Below are 19,122 nucleotides of genomic sequence, written 5' to 3' on the forward strand. Positions count from 1 at the left end.
TCCCCTTTCAGGGCGCGCGGAAGTCGCCCGATTTGCCGCCGCTTTTCGCCAGCAGGCGGATTCCTTCGATGCGCATGTCCTTCTGCGCGGCTTTCAGCATGTCATAGACGGTCAGGCAGGCGGTGGAAACGGCGGTCAGCGCCTCCATCTCCACGCCGGTCTTGCCGGCGGTGCGCACGGTGGCGGTGACGCGGATGCCGGGCAGGGCCGGGTCGGCCACGAGGTCCACCGCGACCTTGGTGATCGGCAGCGGATGGCAAAGCGGGATCAGGTCCGCGGTGCGCTTGGCGCCCATGATGCCGGCGAGCCGCGCCACGCCCATGACATCGCCCTTGGCCGCGCCCGCGCTTTCGGCCAAGGCCAGCGTCTCGGGCGCCATGATGACCAGGCCCTCGGCCACCGCCTCGCGCGCGGTGTCGGGCTTTTGCGACACGTCGACCATATGCGCCTGACCCTGGGCGTCGAAATGCGTCAGGCTCATGCCGCCAGCCCCAGGATGCCGCGCGTCGCCGCGGTCACGTCGGCCTGGCGCATCAGGCTTTCGCCGATCAGGAACCGCTTCACCCCGGCGTCAGCCATGCGGTCCAGGTCGGCTGCCACGAAAAGGCCGCTTTCGCAGACCAGGTCGCGCTCGGGCGGCAGCATCGGCGCCAGCCGCAGCGTGGTGTCGAGGCTGATCTCGAAGGTCTTCAGGTTGCGGTTGTTCACGCCGATCAGCGGCGATTTCAGGCGCAGGGCGCGTTCCATCTCGGCCTCGTCATGGACCTCGATCAGCGCGTCCATGCCCCAATGGGTCGCGGCGTCCTCGAGCTCGGCGGCGAGCGCGTCCTCGACCGAGGCCATGATGATCAGGATGCAATCGGCGCCCCAGGCGCGGGCCTCGGCGACCTGATAGGGATCGTAAAGGAAATCCTTGCGCAGCGCCGGCAGGTCGCAGGCGGCGCGGGCGGCGGTCAGGAAGGCGGGCGCGCCCTGGAAGCTGGGGCCGTCGGTCAGCACCGAAAGGCAGGCCGCGCCGCCGGCCTCATAGGCGCGGGCCAGCGCCGGCGGGTCGAAATCGGGACGGATCAGGCCCTTGGAGGGGCTGGCCTTCTTGATCTCGGCGATCAGGGCATGGCCATGCGCGGCCTTTGCGGCCAGGGCCCGGGCAAAGCCGCGCGGCGCCTCGGCGGCGCGGGCCTGGGCCTCGACTTCGGCCAGCGGCCGGGCGGCCTTGGCGGCGGCGATTTCTTCCAGCTTGTAGGCTTTGATGCGGTCGAGAATGTTCATGGTTTTCCTTACTCCGCCACGGCCGGCCGGGAAAGGGCCCAGTCGATCGGCGCCTCGCCGCGCGCGTCCAGCCAGGCGTTCACCCGGCTGAAGGGCCGCGACCCGAAGAAGCCGCGCCGCGCCGACAGGGGCGAGGGATGCGCGCTTTCGATCACCAGGTCGCGGCTGCGCGGCAGGCCCGCCACCGCCTTTTGCGCATGCGCGCCCCACAGCAGGAAGGCCAGCGGCCGCTCGTCCTGCGCCCGGGCGATGGCCTGGCGCACCAGCCGCTCCCAGCCCCATGTCGCATGCGCGCCGGCCTGGCCGGGCAGCACCGAAAGCGCGGTGTTCAGCAGCAGCACCCCCTGCCGCGCCCAGCCCGAGAGGTCGCCGTCGGGCGGCGTGGCGCCCAGGTCGGCCTGCATCTCGGCATGGATGTTTCTCAGCGAGCGGGGCAGGGCGGTCTCGGGCGTCACCGAAAACGCCAGCCCGTTGGCATGGCCGGGCGTGGGATAGGGGTCCTGGCCCAGGATCACCACCCGCGCCGCAGCCGGCGGCGTCAGCGCCAGCGCGGCAAAGACCCGGGCCGGGCCGGGCAGCCAGTCTTGACCGTCCAGCCGCGCGGCGATGCCGGGCCAGTCATCGCGAAAAAAGGCCAGGTCTGCCCATTCCGGCGGGACGGGGGCCGTGCTCATTGCGGCTCGGGCGCGCCGACCTGCGCGGCCAGCGCGGCCAGCTTGGCCGCCGCCTTGCCGCTGTCGATGGCTTCGGCCGCGATCTCGGCCCCCTCGGGCAGCGAGGCCGCCTTGCCGGCGATCAGCAGCGCCGCGGCGGCGTTCAGCAGCACCGCGTCGCGATAGGCGCCGGTCTCGCCCGCCAGCAGCGCGCGCAGCGCATTGGCGTTATGGACGGGATCGCCGCCCAGGATCGCCTCGAACGGATGGCGCGGCAGGCCGGCATCCTCGGGCGCGATCTCGAATTCGGTGATCTCGCCGTCCTTCAGCGCCGCCACCCAGCTCGGCGCGGCGATCGACAGCTCGTCGGTGCCGTCGCCGCCATGGATCAGCCAGGCGGCTTCCGAGCCCAGCTCGCGCAGCGTCTCGGCCATCGGCCGGTTCCAGATCCGGTCGAAGGTGCCGGTCAGCTGCCGCTTGACCCCGCCCGGATTGGTCATCGGCCCCAGCAGGTTGAAGATCGTCCGGGTGCCCAGTTCGGCCCGCGCCGGGCCGACATGGCGCATGGCGGGGTGATGCATCGGCGCCATCATGAAGCAGATCCCGGTCTCGGCCAGCGCGCGCTCGGCCACCTCGGGCGGCGTCATCACGTTCAGCCCCAGATGGGTGATCGCGTCGGCGCTGCCGGATTTCGACGACAGGTTGCGGTTGCCGTGCTTGGCGACCGGCACGCCCGCGCCCGCGACCACGAAGGCCGTGGCGGTCGAGATGTTCAGCGTGCCCTTGCCGTCGCCGCCGGTGCCGACGATGTCGATGGCATCCGCCGGCGCCTTGATGCGGTTCATCCGCGCGCGCATGGCGCGGGTGGCGGCGGCCATTTCCTCGACCGTCTCGCCGCGCACGCGCAAGGCCATCAGCAGCCCGCCGATCTGCGCCGGCGTCGCCGCGCCCTCGAACAGCGCGCCGAAGGCGGCCTCGGCCTCGGCCCCGGTCAGCGGGCGGGTGGCGGCGATGCCGATCAGCGGGCGGATGTCGGTCACGCTCATGCCGCCGCGTCCAGGTTCGAGCAGCGGCGCAGGAAATTGCGGATCATGTCGTGGCCGTATTCCGAGGCGATGCTTTCGGGGTGGAACTGCACGCCCTCGATGGGCAGCGTGCGATGCACCAGCCCCATGATGGTGCCGTCCGCGGTGGTCGCGGTGACGCGCAGGCAGTCGGGCAGGCTTTCGGGTTCCACCGTCAGCGAATGATAGCGCGTCGCGGTCAGGGGCGAGGGCAGGCCGGTGAAAACCCCGGTGCCGTCATGGCTGACCGCATCGGTCTTGCCGTGGACGATGCGGCTGGCGCGCACCACCTTGCCGCCGAAGGCCTCGCCGATGGCCTGATGCCCCAGGCAGACGCCGAACAGCGGCACGCCGCGATCCGCCGCCGCCCGGATCAGCGGCACGATGATCCCGGCCTGCGCCGGATCGCAGGGCCCGGGCGAGATCACGATGCCCTGGGCGCCCATGTCCAGCGCCTCCTCGACCGTCAGCACGTCGTTGCGGCGCACCACCACATCCGCCCCGGCTTCGCCCATGTAATGCACCAGGTTCCAGGTGAAGCTGTCGTAATTGTCGATGAGCAGGATCATGGCGCGCGCCTTGGGTTGGGCCTTGGATGGGGGCCTTGGGGATCGGGGCCTTGCAAAGGGGGATGAACCCCGCAAAATCTGCGGCTATAGATGGGCTAAAGCGCCTTGGGGGGTCAAGCCCGCCGGGCAAGAAAAACGGCGCGCGGGGCCAAGGGCGGGACGGTCGAGGCATGGCAGGACGATTCGCGGCAGGGTTTGTTCACGGCGTGCTGGTCTGCGGCGCCGCGCTGGCGGGGCTGTCGCTGGCGCTGCCGCAACCGCCGCGGCCCGGCGAAAGCCCGGCGCCCGCCTTGGAACCGGCGGCCGACATGGCGCCGGAGCCGGTTGCGGCAGCCCCCGCCGAGCCGGTTGCCGAGACGCCGGCCGAACCGGCTGCGGTCCAACCCGCGCCCGAACCGCCTGCGGTTGCAGCCACGCCTGCCGAGACGGCCTCCGCCGAGCCGGTCGCGCCCGCACCGGATGCCGCTGTTTCCGCCGCACCGGCCGTCGAGCCCCCGGCTACCGAGCCCGAGGACGCCGAACCCGAGGCCGCCGTGGCCGAGACCCTGACGCTGCCCGCCGGCTCGGGCTTTGCCGCCGCGACCGACCAGCCGCCGCAGCTGCCGGCGGCGCTCTCCGCGCAGGCGCCACAGGCGGCCCAGCCCGCCGCCGCGCCGCGCCCCTCGGCCGAGCCCGCGCCCGCCGCGGCCGATGCCGTGGCCGCGCGCCCGCAAGCGCCCGAGGCCCCCGCCGCGCCCGAGATGGCGCTGCCCGCGCCCGATCCGATCGACCTGCCCGAACCGGCGGGCGAGGCACCGATCCCGGTGCCGCCGCCCGGCAAGGTGGTGACGCCGGGGCTGGACCGCGCGCCCGAGCGCAGCCCGGCCGCCACCGCGCCGGCCACGCTCGCCGCCGCCCGGGCGCCGGCCGGGACGCCCGGTGAAACGCCCGCCGAAGCACCGACCGACGCCCCTACCCAAACATCCACCGCCCAGTCGTCGACCGAAACCCCGGCCGAAACCCCGGCCTCCCCGGCCCGAGGCACCGCGCCCGACCTGACGACGCCCCCCGATTTCGGCGCCCTGCGCCTCAACGACTGAGCTTGCCGATGCTGCCGCTGAACCCCGCCCTTGCCGCGACCTTCCGCCCCCCGGTGATGGAGGCGCGGCGCTGGCTCGACGGCGTCAGCTTCCCGCCCGAGCGCCCGCTCATCAACGTCAGCCAGGCCGCGCCGGTCGATCCGCCGCCCGAGCCGCTGCGCCGCGCCATGGCCGAGGCGGCGCTGAACCAGCCCGACGCGCATCTCTACGGCCCGGTGCTGGGCCGGCCGGAACTGCGTCAGGCGGTGGCCCGCGACTGGTCGGCGGCCTATGGCGGCAGCATCCGTCCCGAAGAGGTGGCGATCACCCAGGGCTGCAACCAGGCCTTCTGCGCCGCGATCCAGACCCTCGCCGCGGCCGGGGATCAGGTCATCCTGCCGATGCCGTGGTATTTCAACCACAAGATGTGGCTCGACATGCAGGGCATCGCCGCCATCGGGTTGCGCTGCGGTCCGGGCATGGTCCCCGACCCGGCCGAGGCCGAACGCCTGATCACCGCCCGCACCCGCGCCATCGTGCTGGTCAGCCCCAACAATCCCTCGGGCGCGGAATACCCGGCCGAGGTGCTGCGCGGCTTCATGGAGCTGGCCCGCGCCCGTGGCCTCGCGCTGGTCGTGGATGAGACCTATCGCGACTTCGACAGCCGCACCGGCGCGCCGCACGACCTGTTCGCCGACCCCGACTGGGGCGACACGCTGATCCATCTCTACAGCTTTTCCAAGGCCTACCGGCTGACCGGCCACCGCGTCGGCGCGGTGATCGCAAGCCCGGCCCGCATGGTCGAGATCGAGAAATTCCTCGACACCGTTGCCATCTGCGCCAGCCAGATCGGCCAGATCGGCGCCGCCTGGGGCATGGCGAACCTGGGCCCATGGCTCGCGGGCGAGCGCGCGGAAATCCTGGCCCGCCGCCGCGCCATGGCCGAGGGCATGGCCGGCCTTGCGGGCTGGCGGGTCAAGGGCTGCGGCGCCTATTTCGCTTGGGTCGAGCATCCGTTCGACCTCGCCTCGCCCGATCTTGCCCGCCGGCTGGTGGCCGAGGCCGGCGTGCTGGCGCTGCCCGGCACCATGTTCATGCCCGAGGGCGAGGCCGAGGGCGCGCGCCATCTGCGCATCGCCTTCGCCAATGCCGACCTGGACGGGATCGCCCTGCTGATGCGGCGGCTGGACGGCTTCCGTCCCTGACGGCCCGGCTTGCGGGATCGTGAGGCCGCGCGGCCCTTGCCGCCGGGGCGCGCGCACCCTAAACACTCGGCTAGAGACAAGAATTCAGAACGGGACGGCATCATCATGCGCGGCAAGGGCAAATCCACCATCGTCTGGTTGCTGATGGGGATGCTGGTCCTGGGATTGGGCGGCTTCGGCGTCACCAATTTCTCGGGCGGCACGGCGGACATCGGCACGGTGGGCGATGTCTCGATCTCGTCGCAGGACTATGCCCGCACGCTGCGCGCCGAGATGCAGGACTTCTCGGCCCGCACCGGCCGCCAGGTGACGGCGGCCGAGGCCCGCACCATCGGCATCGACCAGGCGGCGCTGGCGCGGCTCTATACCGCCGCCGCGCTCGAGGCCGAGGCGAACCGGCTGGGCGTCTCGGTCGGCGACAAGGCGGTGGCCGACCAGATCACCGCCTCGCAGGCCTTCCGCGGCATGAACGGCCAGTTCGACCGCAATGTCTATGCCGACCTGCTGAAGCGCGAGGGCATCCGCGAGGCCGAGTTCGAGCACGACCTGCGCATGGACCAGGCCCGGCTGATCCTGCAGCAGGCGGTGCTGGCCGGCGTCACCGCGCCCGAGGCGGTCACCGCCCGCGCGCAGGGCTGGCTGATGGAGACCCGCGACATCCACTGGCGCGAGCTGACCGCGGCCGACCTGGCCGCGCCCATCGCCACCCCCGACGACGCCACGCTGGAGGCCTGGCACAAGGCCAATGCCGACCGCTTCACCGCGCCCGAGATCCGCAAGATCACCTATGTCTGGCTGACCCCCGAGATGCTGGAGGGCGAGGTCGAGGTCGACGAGCAGGCGCTGCGCGACCTTTACCAAAGCCGCATCGACGAATTCCAGCGCCCCGAGCGCCGCATGGTCGAGCGGCTGGTCTTCCCGACCAGGGCCGCGGCCGAGGAAGCCAGGGCCCGGATCGACCGGGGCGAGACCACCATCGAGGCGCTGGCCGCCGAGCGCGGGCTGACGCTCAATGACATCGACCTGGGCGAGGTGACCCAGGCCGAGCTGGGCGCGGCCGGCGAGGCGGTCTTTGCGCTGGAGCAGCCGGGCGTCGCCGGGCCGGCGAGCTCGGACCTGGGCCCGGCGCTGTTTTCCATGAACGCCATCCTCGAGCCGGTGAACGTGCCCTTCGAGCAGGCCCGCGCCGACCTGCGCATCGAGGCGGCCGTCGACCGCGCCCGCCGGGTGATCGAGGACAAGGCCGGCGAATTCTCGGACCTGCTGGCCGGCGGCGCCACGCTGGAAGACCTGGCCAAGGAGACGCAGATGAAGCTCGGCCAGATCGACTGGAGCGCCGGCGCCGAGGCCGCGCCCGACAGCATCGCCGCCTATCCCGAATTCCGCCAGCACGCGGCGCAGGCGACCGAGAAGGACTTCCCGGAACTGCTGACCTTCGACGACGGCGGCGTCTTCGCCATGCGGCTGGATGCCATCCAGCCCCCGGCGCTGATCCCCTTTGCCGAGGTGCGCGACCGCGTGGCCGAGGACTGGACCCGCAACGAGACCCGCCGCCAGCTGCTGGCGCTGGCCGAGGAGCGCAAGCTCGCGGCCGAGGCGGCCGTCGCGCCCGGCATCGAGCCGGCCCCGACGGCGGCGACCGTGCCGGTCGCCCAGGCCGTCGGCGCCGCGGTCGGCAATACCGCGACCACGCCGCCCGCGGCGACGGCCCCGGCCGCCGCTGCTGCCGCGCCCGCCGCCGACCCCGGCACGCCCGCCACCAACCTGGCGCGCGGCGGCTTCATCAACGGCGTGCCGCAGGACGTCGTCGCCCAGGCCTTCCAGATCAAGGAGCCGGGCGACGCCGAGGTGGTCGATGCCGACAACCGGGTCTTCCTGGTCACGCTGGACAAGATCCACCCCGCCGCCACCGAGGGCGACGAGGCCAGCCAGATCCGCGACGGCATCAGCGCCCGGCTGGTCGACAGCCTGAACCAGGACGTGTTCGACTATTTCGCCCGCGCCCTGCAGGCGCAAAGCGGCACCACCATCAACCAGCCCGCCGTCGATGCGGTGAATGCGCAGGTCCAGTGATGGACATCTCTCCCGATTTCGCAGCCTTCGCGCAGGGCTGGGCCCAGGGCCGCAACCAGCTGCTGACCATCCGCCTGGCTGCCGATCTCGACACGCCGGTCAGCCTGATGCTGAAGCTGGCCGAGGCGGCGCCGAACAGCTTCATGCTGGAATCCGTCACCGGCGGCGAGATCCGCGGCCGCTATTCCTTCGTCGGCATGAAGCCCGACCTGATCTGGGAATGCCGCGACGGCCGCGCCCGCATCAACCGCCAGGCCCGCTATTCCGAGGAATTCCTGGCCGAGGACCGCCCGGCGCTGGACAGCCTGCGGGCCCTGATCGCCGAGAGCCGCATCGACATGCCCGAGGACGTGCCGGCCGGGGCGGCGGGGCTTTTCGGCTATCTCGGCTATGACATGATCCGCCTGGTCGAGCGGCTGCCCGACGTGAACCCCGACCCGCTGGGCCTGCCCGACGCGATGATGCTGCGCCCCTCGGTCGTCGCCGTCCTCGACGGGGTCAAGGGCGAGGTGGCGCTTTGCGCGCCGGCCTGGCACGACGCGGGCGTGCCGGTGCGCGCCGCCTATGCCCAGGCGGCCGAGCGGCTGATGGAGGCGCTGCGCGCGCTCGACCGCCAGCCGAGCGAGCCGCGCGCCCTGGGCCACGACCTGAAGATCGGCGAGCTGCGCAGCAATTTCAGCAAGCCCGCCTATCTGGCGGCGGTGGAAAAGGCCAAGGAATACATCCGCGCCGGCGACATCTTCCAGGTGGTGCCCTCGCAGCGCTGGGCGATGGATTTCCCGCTGCCGCCCTTCGCGCTCTATCGCTCGCTGCGCCGCACCAACCCCTCGCCCTTCATGTTCTTCCTGAACTTCGGCGGCTTCCAGATCGTCGGCGCCTCACCCGAGATCCTGGTGCGGCTGCGCGAGGGCCAGGTCACCGTCCGCCCCATCGCCGGCACCCGCCCGCGCGGCGCGACCCCGGCCGAGGACGACGCGCTGGAGGCCGACCTGCTGGCCGACCAGAAGGAGCTGGCCGAGCACCTGATGCTCTTGGACCTGGGCCGCAACGATGTCGGCCGGGTGGCGAAGATGGGCACCGTCACCCCGACCGAGCAGTTCATCGTCGAGCGCTATTCGCATGTCATGCACATCGTCTCGAACGTGGTTGGCGAATTGCGCGAGGGCGAGGATGCGCTGTCGGCGCTGCTGGCGGGGATGCCGGCCGGCACCGTCTCGGGCGCGCCCAAGGTCCGGGCGATGCAGATCATCGACGAGCTGGAGCCCGAGAAGCGCGGCGTGTATGCCGGCGGCGTGGGTTACTTCGCCGCGAATGGCGAGATGGATATGTGCATCGCCCTGCGCACCGGCGTCATCAAGGACGGCCAGCTTTACATCCAGGCCGGCGGCGGCGTGGTCTATGACAGCGACCCCGAGGCCGAATTCACGGAAACGGTGAACAAGAGCCGCGCCCTGCGCCGGGCGGCGGAAGAAGCGGCGCGCTTCGTGCGCGGAAACGGCTAGGGTCAGGCTCGATCCTGCGGGGGCGGCAGGTTCGACGTTGCCCGACGCGGCGGCAGGCGCCATATTCCCCGGAATATCCATAGCGGGGGCGGGCCCATGGAAGCGGAAGTGCGCAAGCTGTTCCAGCGATATGAAAGCGTCTTCCGGCGGTCCCTCGCCGGCGACTTCGACAAGGCAGAGGCCGCGAGGCTCTATGCCTCCGAATTCATCGCCGCCACCCCGGCCGGCGTCATGGCCGGCAAGAACGACGAGACGCTGATCCAGGCCATGGTGCAAGGCTATGACCACTATCGCAGGATCGGCACGCGAGAGATGCGGATCCGCGACCTGCGCCTTTCGCCGATCGACGCGCTGCATTGCGTGGCCCATGTCGGCTGGACGGCGACCTATGCCCGCGACGATCTGCCCGAGACGGCGATAGACTTCGACGTCCACTACCTGGTGCAGCTGCGGGACGGCGCTGCCAAGGTCTTTGGCTGGATGTCGGGCGACGAGAATGCGCTGCTGAAACGATATGGCGTCATCTAGCGGCGGCCGTCCCGCGTGGCGCGCGCCGGCAGGCCCCGGGCGGTGCACGCCCGGTGCACGCGCGGTGTACGCCTCCTGCACGCCGGTCACAGCGAAAACCCCAGCAAATGCTGGGGTTTTCGGATTGCGTCCCGCCACGCGGCTGTGTGCGTTGCACGCAGCCGCTCGGCAACCTCAGCCGGTCTTGCCGCGCCACTCGCGCCAGGTCAGCCCGATCACCACCGCGTCCAGGGCCGAAAGCGCCAGCAGGGCGGGCGCCTGGGTATGCGTCCAGCGGTGCATCTGCATGACGATGAAGCCGGCGAAGACCGCGATCCCCAGCGGATAGGCGAAGGCCACCCGCCGCATCAGCAGAGCCACGATCACCAGCTTGATCGCGCCATGCCCGAGGAGATAGAGCGCATAGAAATGCTGGCTCGCCGCCGAGAACTCGGCCAGCGCCGCCGCCACGCGGCCATAGACCGGGCTGCGGTGGCCCTCGATCAGCTCGTGGCGGGTCAGCCATGCGGTGAATTCGGCCAGGCGCCGGTGCGGCAGCCACCACAGGCCGGCGCCGGCCATGATCTCGAACAGCGCGAAGACGGCCTTCAGGGCCAGGGTCGACTCGAACAGCCAGTGCAGCGGTCCGTGCTTCCCCTTGATATGCTTCATCAATCCTCGCCGCGATAGGGCTGGACATATTGCAGCGCCATGTCCCAGGGAAAGAAGATCCAGGTGTCCTGGCTGACCTCGGTGACATAGGTCTGCACCATCGGCCGGCCCTTGGGCTTGGCATAGACGGTGGCGAAATGCGCCTTGGGGTAAAGCATGCGCACATGCTCCAGCGTGCGGCCGGAATCGACCAGGTCGTCGATGACCAGGATGCCGTCGCCGTCCTGCATCACCGCCGGGTCGGGCGCCTTGAGCACCTTGACCTCGCCGCGCTCCTGCCCGCCCTTGCCCTGGTAGGACTTGACCGAGACGGTGTCGATGACGCGGATGTCGAGCTCGCGCGCGACGATCATCGCCGGCACCAGCCCGCCGCGGGTGATGGCCAGGATCGCGCGCCATTCCCGATCCTCGAGCCGCCAGGCCAGCGCGCGCGAGTCGCGGTGGATCTGGTCCCAGCTGATGTGGAATCCGCGTTCATGGGGCAGGCGATCGGTCATGCTGGCTGGCTCCTTAGTGGTTGAAGATCAACAGCAAACCCAGCAAGGCCATGGCGATGCTGGCGGCCCGGTCGATCCAGGATTTCGCGGCAAAATAGCGTGCCCGCATGGGCGCTGTCGACATCAGAACCGCAACCAGCGCATACCAGAACAGCTCGGTCGCCAGGCACAGCGCATAGATCAGCCCCTGGCGCGCGGGCGCCATCGGCTCGGGAAAGACCGACAGGATCAGCGCGGCATAGAACAGCGCGGGCTTCGGGTTCGAGAGGTTCAGCGCGATGCCGCCGAAAAAGCCGCGCGCGCCGCTGGCGGCCGGCGGCAGCGGCCGGGTCGAGGCGCGCCACAGCCCCCAGGCGAACCACAGCAGGTAAAGCCCGCCGAAGACCTTCATCCCGGCGAACCAGCCCGGATGCAGCCGGAACAGCACGGCCAGGCCCAAAAGCGCCGCGATGCACCACAGCGAGGCGCCGAAGGCCAGCCCCAGCGCATAGGGCAGGGCGCGCTCGCGGCCATGGGCAAAGGCGGTCTGCACCGTGGCGATGATCGCCGGCCCCGGCGTCAGGATCGCCAGCGACAGCGCCGAGACAAGCGCAATGACCTGCTCGACGCTCATCGCCGGGGATCAGTCCTTTTTCGTGGTGGCGATGTCGGGGGCATCGACGGCCTTCATGCCGACGATGTGATAGCCCGAATCGACGTGATGCGTCTCGCCGGTCACGCCCGAGCCCAGGTCCGACAGCAGATACAGCGCCGATTTGCCGACCTCGTCCTGGCTGACGTTGCGGCGCAGGGGCGAGTTCAGCTCGTTCCATTTCAGGATATAGCGGAAATCGCCGATGCCGCTGGCCGCCAGCGTCTTGATCGGCCCGGCCGAGATGGCGTTGACGCGGATGCCGTCCTTGCCGAAATCCTCGGCGAGGTAACGCACCGAGGCTTCCAGCGCCGCCTTGGCCACGCCCATGACGTTGTAATGCGGCATGACGCGCTCGGCCCCGTAATAGGTCAGGGTCAGCATGGACCCGCCCGGCGGCATCATCGCGCTTGCGCGGCGGGCGACGGCGGTGAAGGAATAGACCGAAATGTCCATGGTCATCAGGAAGTTGTCGCGCGTGGTATCGGCATAGCGGCCGCGCAGCTGCTCCTTGTCGGAAAAGCCGATGGCGTGGACGATGAAGTCGATGCTGTCCCAGCGCTCGGCGATGGCGGCGAAGAGCGCGTCGATGGACGCCTCGTCCGACACGTCGCATTCCGCCAGCAGGTCCGAGCCGAGTTGGGCGGCCAGCGGCTCGACCCGGCGCTTCAGCGCCTCGCCCTGATAGGAAAAGGCCAGCTCGGCCCCCTGGTCAGCCAGCGCCTTGGCGATGCCCCAGGCGATCGACTTGTCGTTCGCCAGCCCCATGATGAGGCCGCGACGCCCTTTCATCAGCCCGTTCCCGGCTTCACTTGACATGATGCTGCCCCTCGCGCTTCTTCGGTTTTCAGCAGGATTAGGACAACTGCAGGGAGGCATCAAGTGTCGGTAATTGCGCTGCCATGAGCGACCGGAGCGGAATTTTCGCGGGCGACGACCCGTTTGCCATCGCCAGGGCCTGGCTGGCCGAGGCCGAGAAGGTCGAGCCGAACGACCCCAATGCCATCGCGCTGGCCACGGTGGACGCCGCCGGCCTGCCCGACGTGCGCATGGTGCTGCTGAAGGAGATCGAGGGCGCGGGCACCGACGGCGCCTTCATTTTCTACACCAATTTCGAAAGCGCCAAGGCGGTCGAGATCGAGGCGACCGGCACGGCCGCCTTCGTCATGCACTGGAAATCGCTGCGCCGGCAGGTGCGGGTGCGCGGCTCGGTCAGCCGGGTCGAGCCGGCGCTGGCCGATGCCTATTACGATTCGCGCGCGCTGCAATCGCGCATCGGCGCCTGGGCCTCGCGCCAGAGCCGGCCGCTGGAAAGCCGCGGCGCGCTGATGGCCGAGGTCGCGCGGATGGGAATCAACCTTGGATTGAAACCGCGCCGTCCCGAGCATTGGGGCGGCTATCGCATCCGGCCGGTTCAGATCGAGTTCTGGGCCGATGGCGCCTTTCGCCTGCATGACCGCTTTCGCTGGCTGCGCGCAGATTATGCCCGTGAAAACAATGTCATGCAGGCGGCTCCGCAAGAGGTGGTGGAAAGTTTCTGGCATGTCGACCGTCTTAGCCCTTGATGCGCAGTCGGGTTTTATCCATGGTATGGAAAACCTGACCAATCCGGGCACACCTTGGTTCACTTGCCGAAGGCCGTGCGTCGGAGTTTCGGGTCATTGCGGTTTTCACACGGGTGACGAAGAGAGATGGAAGAAAACGACGAACAACAGCGTAAGATTGCGGGCGTCGTGAAGTGGTTTGACGGCGGCAAGGGCTTCGGTTTCCTGACCGATCCCGAGGGCGGCGCCGATATCCTGCTGCATGCCAATGTGCTGCGGAATTTCGGTCAGAGCTCGGTCGCCGAGGGGTCTCAGGTCACCGCGATCATTCAGAAGACGCCGCGCGGCATGCAGGCGCTGGAGGTGCTGGAGATCCGGCCGCCGGCCGCCGAGCCGATGCCGGCCATCGCCGACCTGTGCTCGGCCACGCCCGAGGAGGTCGCGCTGCTGCCGCTGCTGCCGGCGCGGGTGAAATGGTTCGACAAGGCCAAGGGCTTCGGCTTCGCCAATGTCTTCGCCGACAAGGCCGATGTGTTCCTGCATATCGAGGTGCTGCGGCATTCCGGCTTTTCCGACCTGGCGGTGGGCGAGGCGATCGCGCTGCGCGTGGTCGACGGCCGGCGCGGCCTGATGGCGGCGCAGATCCTGTCCTGGGAAAGGGCGGTGGCCGAAGCCCGCCTGGTCCAACCGGGGGGGGGGGCCGCGCTCGCTAAATTGCGGCTGGTCGCGGGCGCGGTATGACGTTGCGGGCCAGTCTGGCCGTCGCGACGCTCCTTCTGACAAATTCCAGTCCTCTTGCCGCCCAGGCGGCGACCTGTCTTGCCGATCAGGCCCTGTTCCAGGGCCGGGCGTCGACCGTGAGCGTTCCGGTCGAGATCGCCGATACGGCCGAAGAACGTGCGCGCGGGCTGATGTTCCGCCGCGACTTGCCGGCGGGGCAGGGCATGCTGTTCATCTATGAAACCCCGCAACCCGTCAGCTTCTGGATGCGCAACACCCCGATTCCGCTGGACATGGTCTTTATCGACGCCCGCGGCGCGGTGCGGCATGTCCATGCCATGGCCCGTCCGCTGGACGAGACCGCGATCCCCGGCGCCGCGCCGGGCGATCCGGCGCCCGAGCGGCTGATGGTGCTGGAACTGCCCGGCGGCGACGCGGCCCGGCTGGGCATCGTGCCGGGCATGGTGCTGGCGCATCCGCGCCTGCCGCAGGCGACGGCGCTGGCGCCCTGCGACTGAGCGGCGCGGTTTTTCGCTTTCCCCCCGCGCGGTCAGCCGCTAGTAACATCCGCAGGTTCGGGGCGTGGCGCAGCCTGGTAGCGCGACGGTTTTGGGTACCGTAGGCCGGAGGTTCGAATCCTCTCGCCCCGACCAGCACTTAGCTACTTGTGACCCTCTCCGGTTTGCAGCGCGGTTTGCAACTTTGTTCTGGATTCGGCCCGCGCCAGCTTCTCCGCCAGTCCATCCGTCATGCTGGGCGACAGCGCCACATAGCGCTCGATCACCTCGGCAGCGTGCTTGATCGACCAGCCCATGTGGGTCGCGATCTCCTTCAGTTCTGCCCCGGCTTCGAGCAAGCGCGTGGCGGCCGTGCCGCGCGCATCCTTCAGCTGCAGCTCCGACCGAATCTTGATCTTGTCCCGCCAGGTACTGACCGCGTCGCCCAGGTAGTTCTCATGCTGGTAGGGCTGCCCGCCCTTGTTGACGATCAGGCGGGCCTGGCCTTCCGGCGTATCCGCGATCAGCTCTGCCATCCGGTCCGTGACCGGGATCGAGGCGAGCCGCTTGCGCTTCCTTGTCCAGATAACGATTCGGTGCCCGTGCGGCGTCCGGTGGATATGTTCGCGGGTCAACTCGAACAGGTCGCCCGGCCGCAGGCCCGACTCCAGGGCGATTGCGAGGATGCGCCAGACGTGATCCGGGGCGCCGAGGCGGAACGCCTCGATCTCTTCCGGCATCCAGAAGATCTCCGCGCGCTTGCCCTTGTAGACCGACTTGACGCCCATCAGGTGATGGTGCCGGATCATGGTCCGGTCCAGGGCAAAGCCGACCAGTCGCTGCAGGTGCCTGATTCGGTCATCGCCAACCTTGCCGCCGATCTTGTCCCGCCAGTCGAGCGCTTGGCGCCGGATGCGCGGATCCTCGAATGCTGCCAGCGGTGCGTCGCCGAACTTGTGATCGATGCCGTTCGTCGCGTGGAAGAATGATTTCCGCATGTCGGACTGGGTGCGCGGCGCAAGCTCGGTGAAGTCCTGGCTGTCCAGGAAGCGCAGGATAACCGACCGGAACTTGCCTTGCGCCGGCGTCCCCGAACGCGACGCCTTCGTGAATGCCTCGACATATTCGGGCGAACCTATGGCGATACCGCTGGCACTGTCCCAGAATTTCACGGCGCCCTTGCCGCGGCCGACGTAATGATGCTCGCGGATCGAGCCGTCCGCGAGCTTCTTTCGCACCCGGTTGATGCCCTTCAGGTTAACCCTCGTCATTCTCTTCGAACCATCTATCAACTTCGGACGTGCTGGTGCGCACCGATTCCGGCAGGATACGGATCGTTCCCTCGGCCGTCACCTCGACAATCGACCGCGCATCGATCGACCGCGCAACCTTCATCGCGCGGCGGATGTCGGCCTCGGTGAATGCTGCGCGGCGGGACATCACGCCATCCTCCTGATCTGGTCGAGTGCGTAGCCGCCCCATTGCTCGGCGCAGGCGCGGGCGACGCCATCGAACGTTCGGCTGCGGATCTTCCATCGGTCGGGGCCGGGGCTGGCCCGGTGGATCGCCGACCAGGCCTTGTGCCGCTCGGGCTCGGTGGCCAGCTTCGGCGGGATCAGGCGCTTGGTGGCAGTCAAAGCCGGCAGACCGCGCAGGTAAAAGCCCGTCGCCTTGAAGGTCGGCTCGCCGAACCACCAGGGCTGGACGATCTGTGGCTTGGGCAGATCCGCGGGCATCCGGGCCCGGCCGTGCTTGTGCATGACCGGGTTCTCGACCGCGACCCGCTGGACCGGGGCCTGCCAGCAGGCCGCGAACAGCTCGGCGCCCTCGTCCAGCAGCCGCCACATGATGGCCAACCGCTCCTCGCGCGACAGCGCCGACCATGCCGCCTTCTCGGCCGTGGTGGCTTCGTCGGGCGGGTTCTTCGGAGGCTCGCTCAGCCAGCGCACGCCGCTGTTGCAGAGCCGCGTGCAGGGCGGGTGGCAGACGATCAGCAGATCCCAGCCGTAGTCGAGATAGTCCCGAACGTCGCCGACGATGTGATGGTTGCTGCCGTCCTCGGCCGGCAGCCGGTCAACGGATGTCGCATCATGCCCGAGGGCGGCGAAGGCCCGGCGCATGGCGCCAGAGGTCTCGCACAGGATGCCGACACGGAGAGGGCGGGTCATGCGCGCCTCCCGACGAAATCGCGAAACAGCAGCAGTTGCGTGATGCCGGCCGGAAAGACCGGATGCAGCCGCGTGGCGGCGGTCAGTCTTGGCTCAGCCTCAAACCGATTGCGCAGGTCGCCCCGCGCGGTTACAGAACTGTGAGGATATTCGGAGATCATCCGAATCCGTATGACGCCCGACGCTAGATGCAGGGCGTTCTTTTTCGTCCGCCGGCCGCGCCAGCTTCGTTGGCGCTCACGTCGGATGACCAACAAAAACTGAAGAAAGGACGTCGCATGTGGACTCGCGTTCCTACGATTGTCGATGGCAATACCATTGCGGGGGATTGGACCATCTCTTTCAGTGACCGACCCGTCGGTCGCATTTCCTACTCTCCGGAAGCGCCAGGCCAAGGCGCCTGGGCTTGGTTTCTGATCGGGATTCCCGAGGTGTCCGGTCGCGCCTGGACGGAAGAGGCCGCAATGGCAAGCATCAAGGAGACGGCTGCGGGCCCGAGTTCCGAGGTCGCCTGACAAGCGATTGCTGACTAGGAGGTGCGGGTGGAAGGTCATTCCGCGCCCCCCTCGATCGTCTTCGGCTGGCTCACGTCGCGCGCGGCCAATTCGATGGTCTTCACCGCCTGCATGTAGAGCCGGACGCCGTTGAACATCTGCTTGGCCAGCGCGGCGCGCGCGAGAGCCTCATTCGGGCTGATCTTGCCGGCGCGCAGCTGCTGGAGGTCGGCGGCAAGACCGAGGATGATATCGCGCAACCCCAAGCTGTCCGCAACCGGCGTGCTGACATAGTCCCGCTCAGCCATGGCGAGCCTCCTCATAGATTTTCCGGCTGGCTTCTTCGGCCAAGGCTCCCGACAGGGCGGAAATCTGCTTCGCCAGGCGCATGTCGGGATTTCGGGTGATCGGTCCCAGCCGCCACCCGAATTGCTCGCAAGCCCAGCAAAGCGGCGGGTAGTCCGTCTGCGTCGGGTCTTGCCATTGCAGTGGGCGTGCCTTGCCGCAGATGGCGCATTCGAAAGGGTCGGGGCTGGGCGGATAGATCGGCATCAGGATCGCAACCCCGGCATTTCGTCCCAGGAGCGGCCGTCCAGCATCCGGCCAGCGCGAGCCTTGCCCCTTCTGGTCATCAGCTGGCGATCCTGCATGGCCCATTCTCGTTGGACGGGTAGAACCCACTCGCCGGCATCATTGAAGCATCCCAGCGGTTGGCCGTTCCCGAAAAACCCCGGCGCCCACTCGCCCCATTGCTTGAAATGGAACGCCACGCCGGCAGCTTGGCACTGATCCTGCAGGGACCGTACCCAATCCGGGTGCATCGGCCGCGCGCCGGGCCCGCTCTCGCCGCCGACGATCACGAGGTCGAGGCCGTCAATGATCCCGCCACCAATGTCCTGACGCTCGTAGCCATTAGCATCAACATGCGTCGATGCGCCGGGCAGGTAGGGCTGCGAACCTATCCAATGCCGCAGATCCACCGATCCCAGCAGCGGCTCCATGCTGAGGAATCGCACCGCCGCCGGCGCCGCCAGCAGCTTCGGAATGTCCCGGTCGGCCTCGGCCTGGTTGACCACGGTGCAGCCCAGCCAGACGTTCGGCCAGCCGCCCGACCAGCCATGCGGCAGAATCCGGTCGATATTACCCGGCCGCTTGGTCAGCAGCATCCAGTCCAGATTCGGTGTCGCCGCGATCAGCCACCACAGGTCATCCCGCCATTCCGGCGGGATCGAGGCATGATTGTCGAACACGTCGGCGAGGCTGGCGCAGAATACGCGGTGCCGTTCGCCGGCGGCCGCTGCAGCCCGGTCCCATGCCAGTGGCTTGCGCCAGTTCGCCGCGCTGGTGCGCGTCCGGGCGGCATGCGCCCCCCATCGTGTCTCGCGCTGCTGGAGCCCGCGCGCGTCCCACGATTCAGCATAGCAATGATCGCAGCCGGGCCCGACCTTGGTGCAACCTATCCACGGGTTGAACGTGTGGTGCGTCCACTCGATGTTGCTGTTCTCAGCCATGCTGCACCTCGCATCCCTCGGGCTTTTCGCCCTCGGCCGTCGGCAGATAGCCGGTGCCTTGGAGCCATTCCCATTCGTCGTCGGTGCCGAAGTATTCGACCCACTCGCCCTCGCCGCGCATCTGGCCGGGCCCGGGCATCCTGATCCAGCGGTCAGCCATCACGCACCGCCTTTCAGGGCGCGCCGCGCCCATCAGAATTGCACCCCCGTCACGGGCTCGGCTCCGTCATCCTCAGCCTGGCAGCGATACCAGACCTCGTCGAAGTCGCCAGTCGCTTCGCCTTTGCGCAGCCAGAAATGCCGGACGGCACTGGGGTCGAGTTCTTCCAGGTCCTCCTCGCCCAGCGATGCATGGTAAGCAGCTGCTTCGAGGATGCGTTCCCGGGTTATGGTCTCTGTCGGGATGTGGCCCCAGGCGAAACACGCCCAAGCCTCGCCGTCCGCGTTCAGAAAGAATTCCAGGCGATGTGCGGTGTTCATGATTGACC

General features: G+C 69.1%; 26 protein-coding genes and 1 tRNA gene. 9 read left to right on the plus strand and 18 right to left on the minus strand.

Annotated features, from left to right (window positions below):
* Positions 1 to 7: 7 nt before the first annotated feature.
* From moaC to PARN5_RS0111260, 5 genes are read right to left on the minus strand one after another with little or no spacing between them, the layout of a single operon-like run.
* Positions 8 to 481, minus strand: coding sequence for a cyclic pyranopterin monophosphate synthase MoaC (gene moaC, locus PARN5_RS0111240; RefSeq protein WP_017999873.1), 474 nt, complete (start codon positions 479 to 481; stop codon positions 8 to 10).
* Positions 478 to 1,269 carry an indole-3-glycerol phosphate synthase TrpC gene (trpC, locus tag PARN5_RS0111245; RefSeq protein WP_017999874.1) on the minus strand — a complete coding sequence of 264 codons (792 nt, stop codon included), beginning with the start codon at positions 1,267 to 1,269 and terminating at the stop codon, positions 478 to 480. Before trpC ends, moaC begins: the two co-directional genes overlap by 4 nt.
* A gap of 8 nt (positions 1,270 to 1,277) precedes the next feature.
* Positions 1,278 to 1,943, minus strand: a complete 666-nt coding sequence (locus PARN5_RS0111250) for a uracil-DNA glycosylase (protein WP_017999875.1) — start codon at positions 1,941 to 1,943, stop codon at positions 1,278 to 1,280.
* Complete coding sequence (gene trpD, locus PARN5_RS0111255; RefSeq protein ID WP_026155356.1) at positions 1,940 to 2,962, minus strand: anthranilate phosphoribosyltransferase; 1,023 nt, start codon at positions 2,960 to 2,962, stop codon at positions 1,940 to 1,942. Before trpD ends, PARN5_RS0111250 begins: the two co-directional genes overlap by 4 nt.
* Positions 2,963 to 2,964: 2 nt before the next feature.
* Positions 2,965 to 3,555, minus strand: coding sequence for an aminodeoxychorismate/anthranilate synthase component II (locus PARN5_RS0111260; RefSeq protein WP_017999877.1), 591 nt, complete (start codon positions 3,553 to 3,555; stop codon positions 2,965 to 2,967).
* Between the two features lie 170 nt (positions 3,556 to 3,725).
* Here PARN5_RS0111260 and PARN5_RS24160 point away from each other — a divergent pair, with 170 nt between their 5' ends.
* From PARN5_RS24160 to PARN5_RS0111285, 5 genes are all read left to right on the plus strand, one after another.
* A complete protein-coding gene (locus PARN5_RS24160; RefSeq protein ID WP_026155357.1) occupies positions 3,726 to 4,634 on the plus strand; it encodes a hypothetical protein in 909 nt (302 codons plus the stop codon).
* 8 nt (positions 4,635 to 4,642) lie between these two features.
* The gene (locus tag PARN5_RS0111270) at positions 4,643 to 5,818 is read left to right on the plus strand and encodes an aminotransferase (RefSeq protein ID WP_017999879.1); all 1,176 of its coding nucleotides are present in this window, start codon (positions 4,643 to 4,645) and stop codon (positions 5,816 to 5,818) included.
* Between the two features lie 105 nt (positions 5,819 to 5,923).
* Positions 5,924 to 7,891, plus strand: a complete 1,968-nt coding sequence (locus PARN5_RS0111275; protein WP_017999880.1) for a peptidylprolyl isomerase — start codon at positions 5,924 to 5,926, stop codon at positions 7,889 to 7,891.
* Positions 7,891 to 9,393, plus strand: coding sequence for an anthranilate synthase component I (trpE, locus tag PARN5_RS0111280; protein WP_017999881.1), 1,503 nt, complete (start codon positions 7,891 to 7,893; stop codon positions 9,391 to 9,393). Before PARN5_RS0111275 ends, trpE begins: the two co-directional genes overlap by 1 nt.
* Positions 9,394 to 9,489: 96 nt before the next feature.
* Positions 9,490 to 9,921 (plus strand): hypothetical protein, encoded by a 432-nt coding sequence (locus PARN5_RS0111285; RefSeq protein ID WP_017999882.1) that lies wholly within the window; start codon positions 9,490 to 9,492, stop codon positions 9,919 to 9,921.
* 174 nt (positions 9,922 to 10,095) lie between these two features.
* Here the strand turns inward: PARN5_RS0111285 and PARN5_RS0111290 are convergent, their stop codons facing one another.
* From PARN5_RS0111290 to fabI, 4 genes are read right to left on the minus strand one after another with little or no spacing between them, the layout of a single operon-like run.
* Positions 10,096 to 10,572 (minus strand): DUF2127 domain-containing protein, encoded by a 477-nt coding sequence (locus tag PARN5_RS0111290; RefSeq protein ID WP_017999883.1) that lies wholly within the window; start codon positions 10,570 to 10,572, stop codon positions 10,096 to 10,098.
* A complete protein-coding gene (gpt, locus tag PARN5_RS0111295) occupies positions 10,572 to 11,069 on the minus strand; it encodes a xanthine phosphoribosyltransferase (RefSeq protein ID WP_017999884.1) in 498 nt (165 codons plus the stop codon). The genes PARN5_RS0111290 and gpt overlap by 1 nt, the downstream gene beginning before the upstream one ends.
* A 13-nt stretch (positions 11,070 to 11,082) precedes the next feature.
* On the minus strand, positions 11,083 to 11,682 hold the full coding sequence (locus tag PARN5_RS0111300) for a LysE family transporter (RefSeq protein WP_017999885.1): 600 nt from the start codon (positions 11,680 to 11,682) through the stop codon (positions 11,083 to 11,085).
* 9 nt (positions 11,683 to 11,691) lie between these two features.
* Positions 11,692 to 12,519 (minus strand): enoyl-ACP reductase FabI, encoded by an 828-nt coding sequence (gene fabI, locus PARN5_RS0111305; RefSeq protein WP_026155359.1) that lies wholly within the window; start codon positions 12,517 to 12,519, stop codon positions 11,692 to 11,694.
* 83 nt (positions 12,520 to 12,602) lie between these two features.
* Between fabI and pdxH the strand changes: the two genes are divergently transcribed.
* From pdxH to PARN5_RS0111325, 4 genes are all read left to right on the plus strand, one after another.
* A complete protein-coding gene (pdxH, locus tag PARN5_RS0111310; protein WP_017999887.1) occupies positions 12,603 to 13,265 on the plus strand; it encodes a pyridoxamine 5'-phosphate oxidase in 663 nt (220 codons plus the stop codon).
* Positions 13,266 to 13,391: 126 nt separating this feature from the next.
* A complete protein-coding gene (locus tag PARN5_RS0111315; RefSeq protein ID WP_017999888.1) occupies positions 13,392 to 13,985 on the plus strand; it encodes a cold shock domain-containing protein in 594 nt (197 codons plus the stop codon).
* Between the two features lie 116 nt (positions 13,986 to 14,101).
* Complete coding sequence (locus PARN5_RS0111320; protein ID WP_232419338.1) at positions 14,102 to 14,482, plus strand: DUF192 domain-containing protein; 381 nt, start codon at positions 14,102 to 14,104, stop codon at positions 14,480 to 14,482.
* A 58-nt stretch (positions 14,483 to 14,540) separates the two neighbouring features.
* Positions 14,541 to 14,617: transfer RNA gene (locus tag PARN5_RS0111325), tRNA-Pro, on the plus strand.
* A gap of 8 nt (positions 14,618 to 14,625) precedes the next feature.
* On the opposite strand, the gene PARN5_RS21965 is transcribed toward PARN5_RS0111325, so the two are convergent.
* From PARN5_RS21965 to PARN5_RS0111370, 9 genes are all read right to left on the minus strand, one after another.
* The gene (locus PARN5_RS21965; RefSeq protein WP_017999890.1) at positions 14,626 to 15,732 is read right to left on the minus strand and encodes a tyrosine-type recombinase/integrase; all 1,107 of its coding nucleotides are present in this window, start codon (positions 15,730 to 15,732) and stop codon (positions 14,626 to 14,628) included.
* Positions 15,719 to 15,901 (minus strand): hypothetical protein, encoded by a 183-nt coding sequence (locus PARN5_RS0111335; RefSeq protein WP_017999891.1) that lies wholly within the window; start codon positions 15,899 to 15,901, stop codon positions 15,719 to 15,721. Before PARN5_RS0111335 ends, PARN5_RS21965 begins: the two co-directional genes overlap by 14 nt.
* Positions 15,901 to 16,629: a hypothetical protein gene (locus PARN5_RS0111340; RefSeq protein WP_017999892.1), complete on the minus strand. Its 729-nt coding sequence runs from the start codon at positions 16,627 to 16,629 to the stop codon at positions 15,901 to 15,903. The genes PARN5_RS0111335 and PARN5_RS0111340 overlap by 1 nt, the downstream gene beginning before the upstream one ends.
* A complete protein-coding gene (locus PARN5_RS24555) occupies positions 16,626 to 16,790 on the minus strand; it encodes a hypothetical protein (RefSeq protein WP_198289580.1) in 165 nt (54 codons plus the stop codon). Before PARN5_RS24555 ends, PARN5_RS0111340 begins: the two co-directional genes overlap by 4 nt.
* 389 nt (positions 16,791 to 17,179) lie before the next feature.
* Positions 17,180 to 17,431 carry a hypothetical protein gene (locus PARN5_RS0111350; protein WP_017999894.1) on the minus strand — a complete coding sequence of 84 codons (252 nt, stop codon included), beginning with the start codon at positions 17,429 to 17,431 and terminating at the stop codon, positions 17,180 to 17,182.
* Positions 17,424 to 17,675: a hypothetical protein gene (locus PARN5_RS21970; protein WP_017999895.1), complete on the minus strand. Its 252-nt coding sequence runs from the start codon at positions 17,673 to 17,675 to the stop codon at positions 17,424 to 17,426. The genes PARN5_RS0111350 and PARN5_RS21970 overlap by 8 nt, the downstream gene beginning before the upstream one ends.
* Entirely contained in the window at positions 17,675 to 18,634 is a 960-nt protein-coding gene (locus PARN5_RS0111360) for a phage Gp37/Gp68 family protein (RefSeq protein ID WP_017999896.1), read from the minus strand. Before PARN5_RS0111360 ends, PARN5_RS21970 begins: the two co-directional genes overlap by 1 nt.
* On the minus strand, positions 18,627 to 18,794 hold the full coding sequence (locus PARN5_RS24165; protein ID WP_017999897.1) for a hypothetical protein: 168 nt from the start codon (positions 18,792 to 18,794) through the stop codon (positions 18,627 to 18,629). Before PARN5_RS24165 ends, PARN5_RS0111360 begins: the two co-directional genes overlap by 8 nt.
* A gap of 32 nt (positions 18,795 to 18,826) precedes the next feature.
* A complete protein-coding gene (locus PARN5_RS0111370) occupies positions 18,827 to 19,114 on the minus strand; it encodes a hypothetical protein (RefSeq protein ID WP_017999898.1) in 288 nt (95 codons plus the stop codon).
* Positions 19,115 to 19,122: the final 8 nt, after the last annotated feature.

The organism is Paracoccus sp. N5, assembly GCF_000371965.1.
GTDB lineage: Bacteria > Pseudomonadota > Alphaproteobacteria > Rhodobacterales > Rhodobacteraceae > Paracoccus.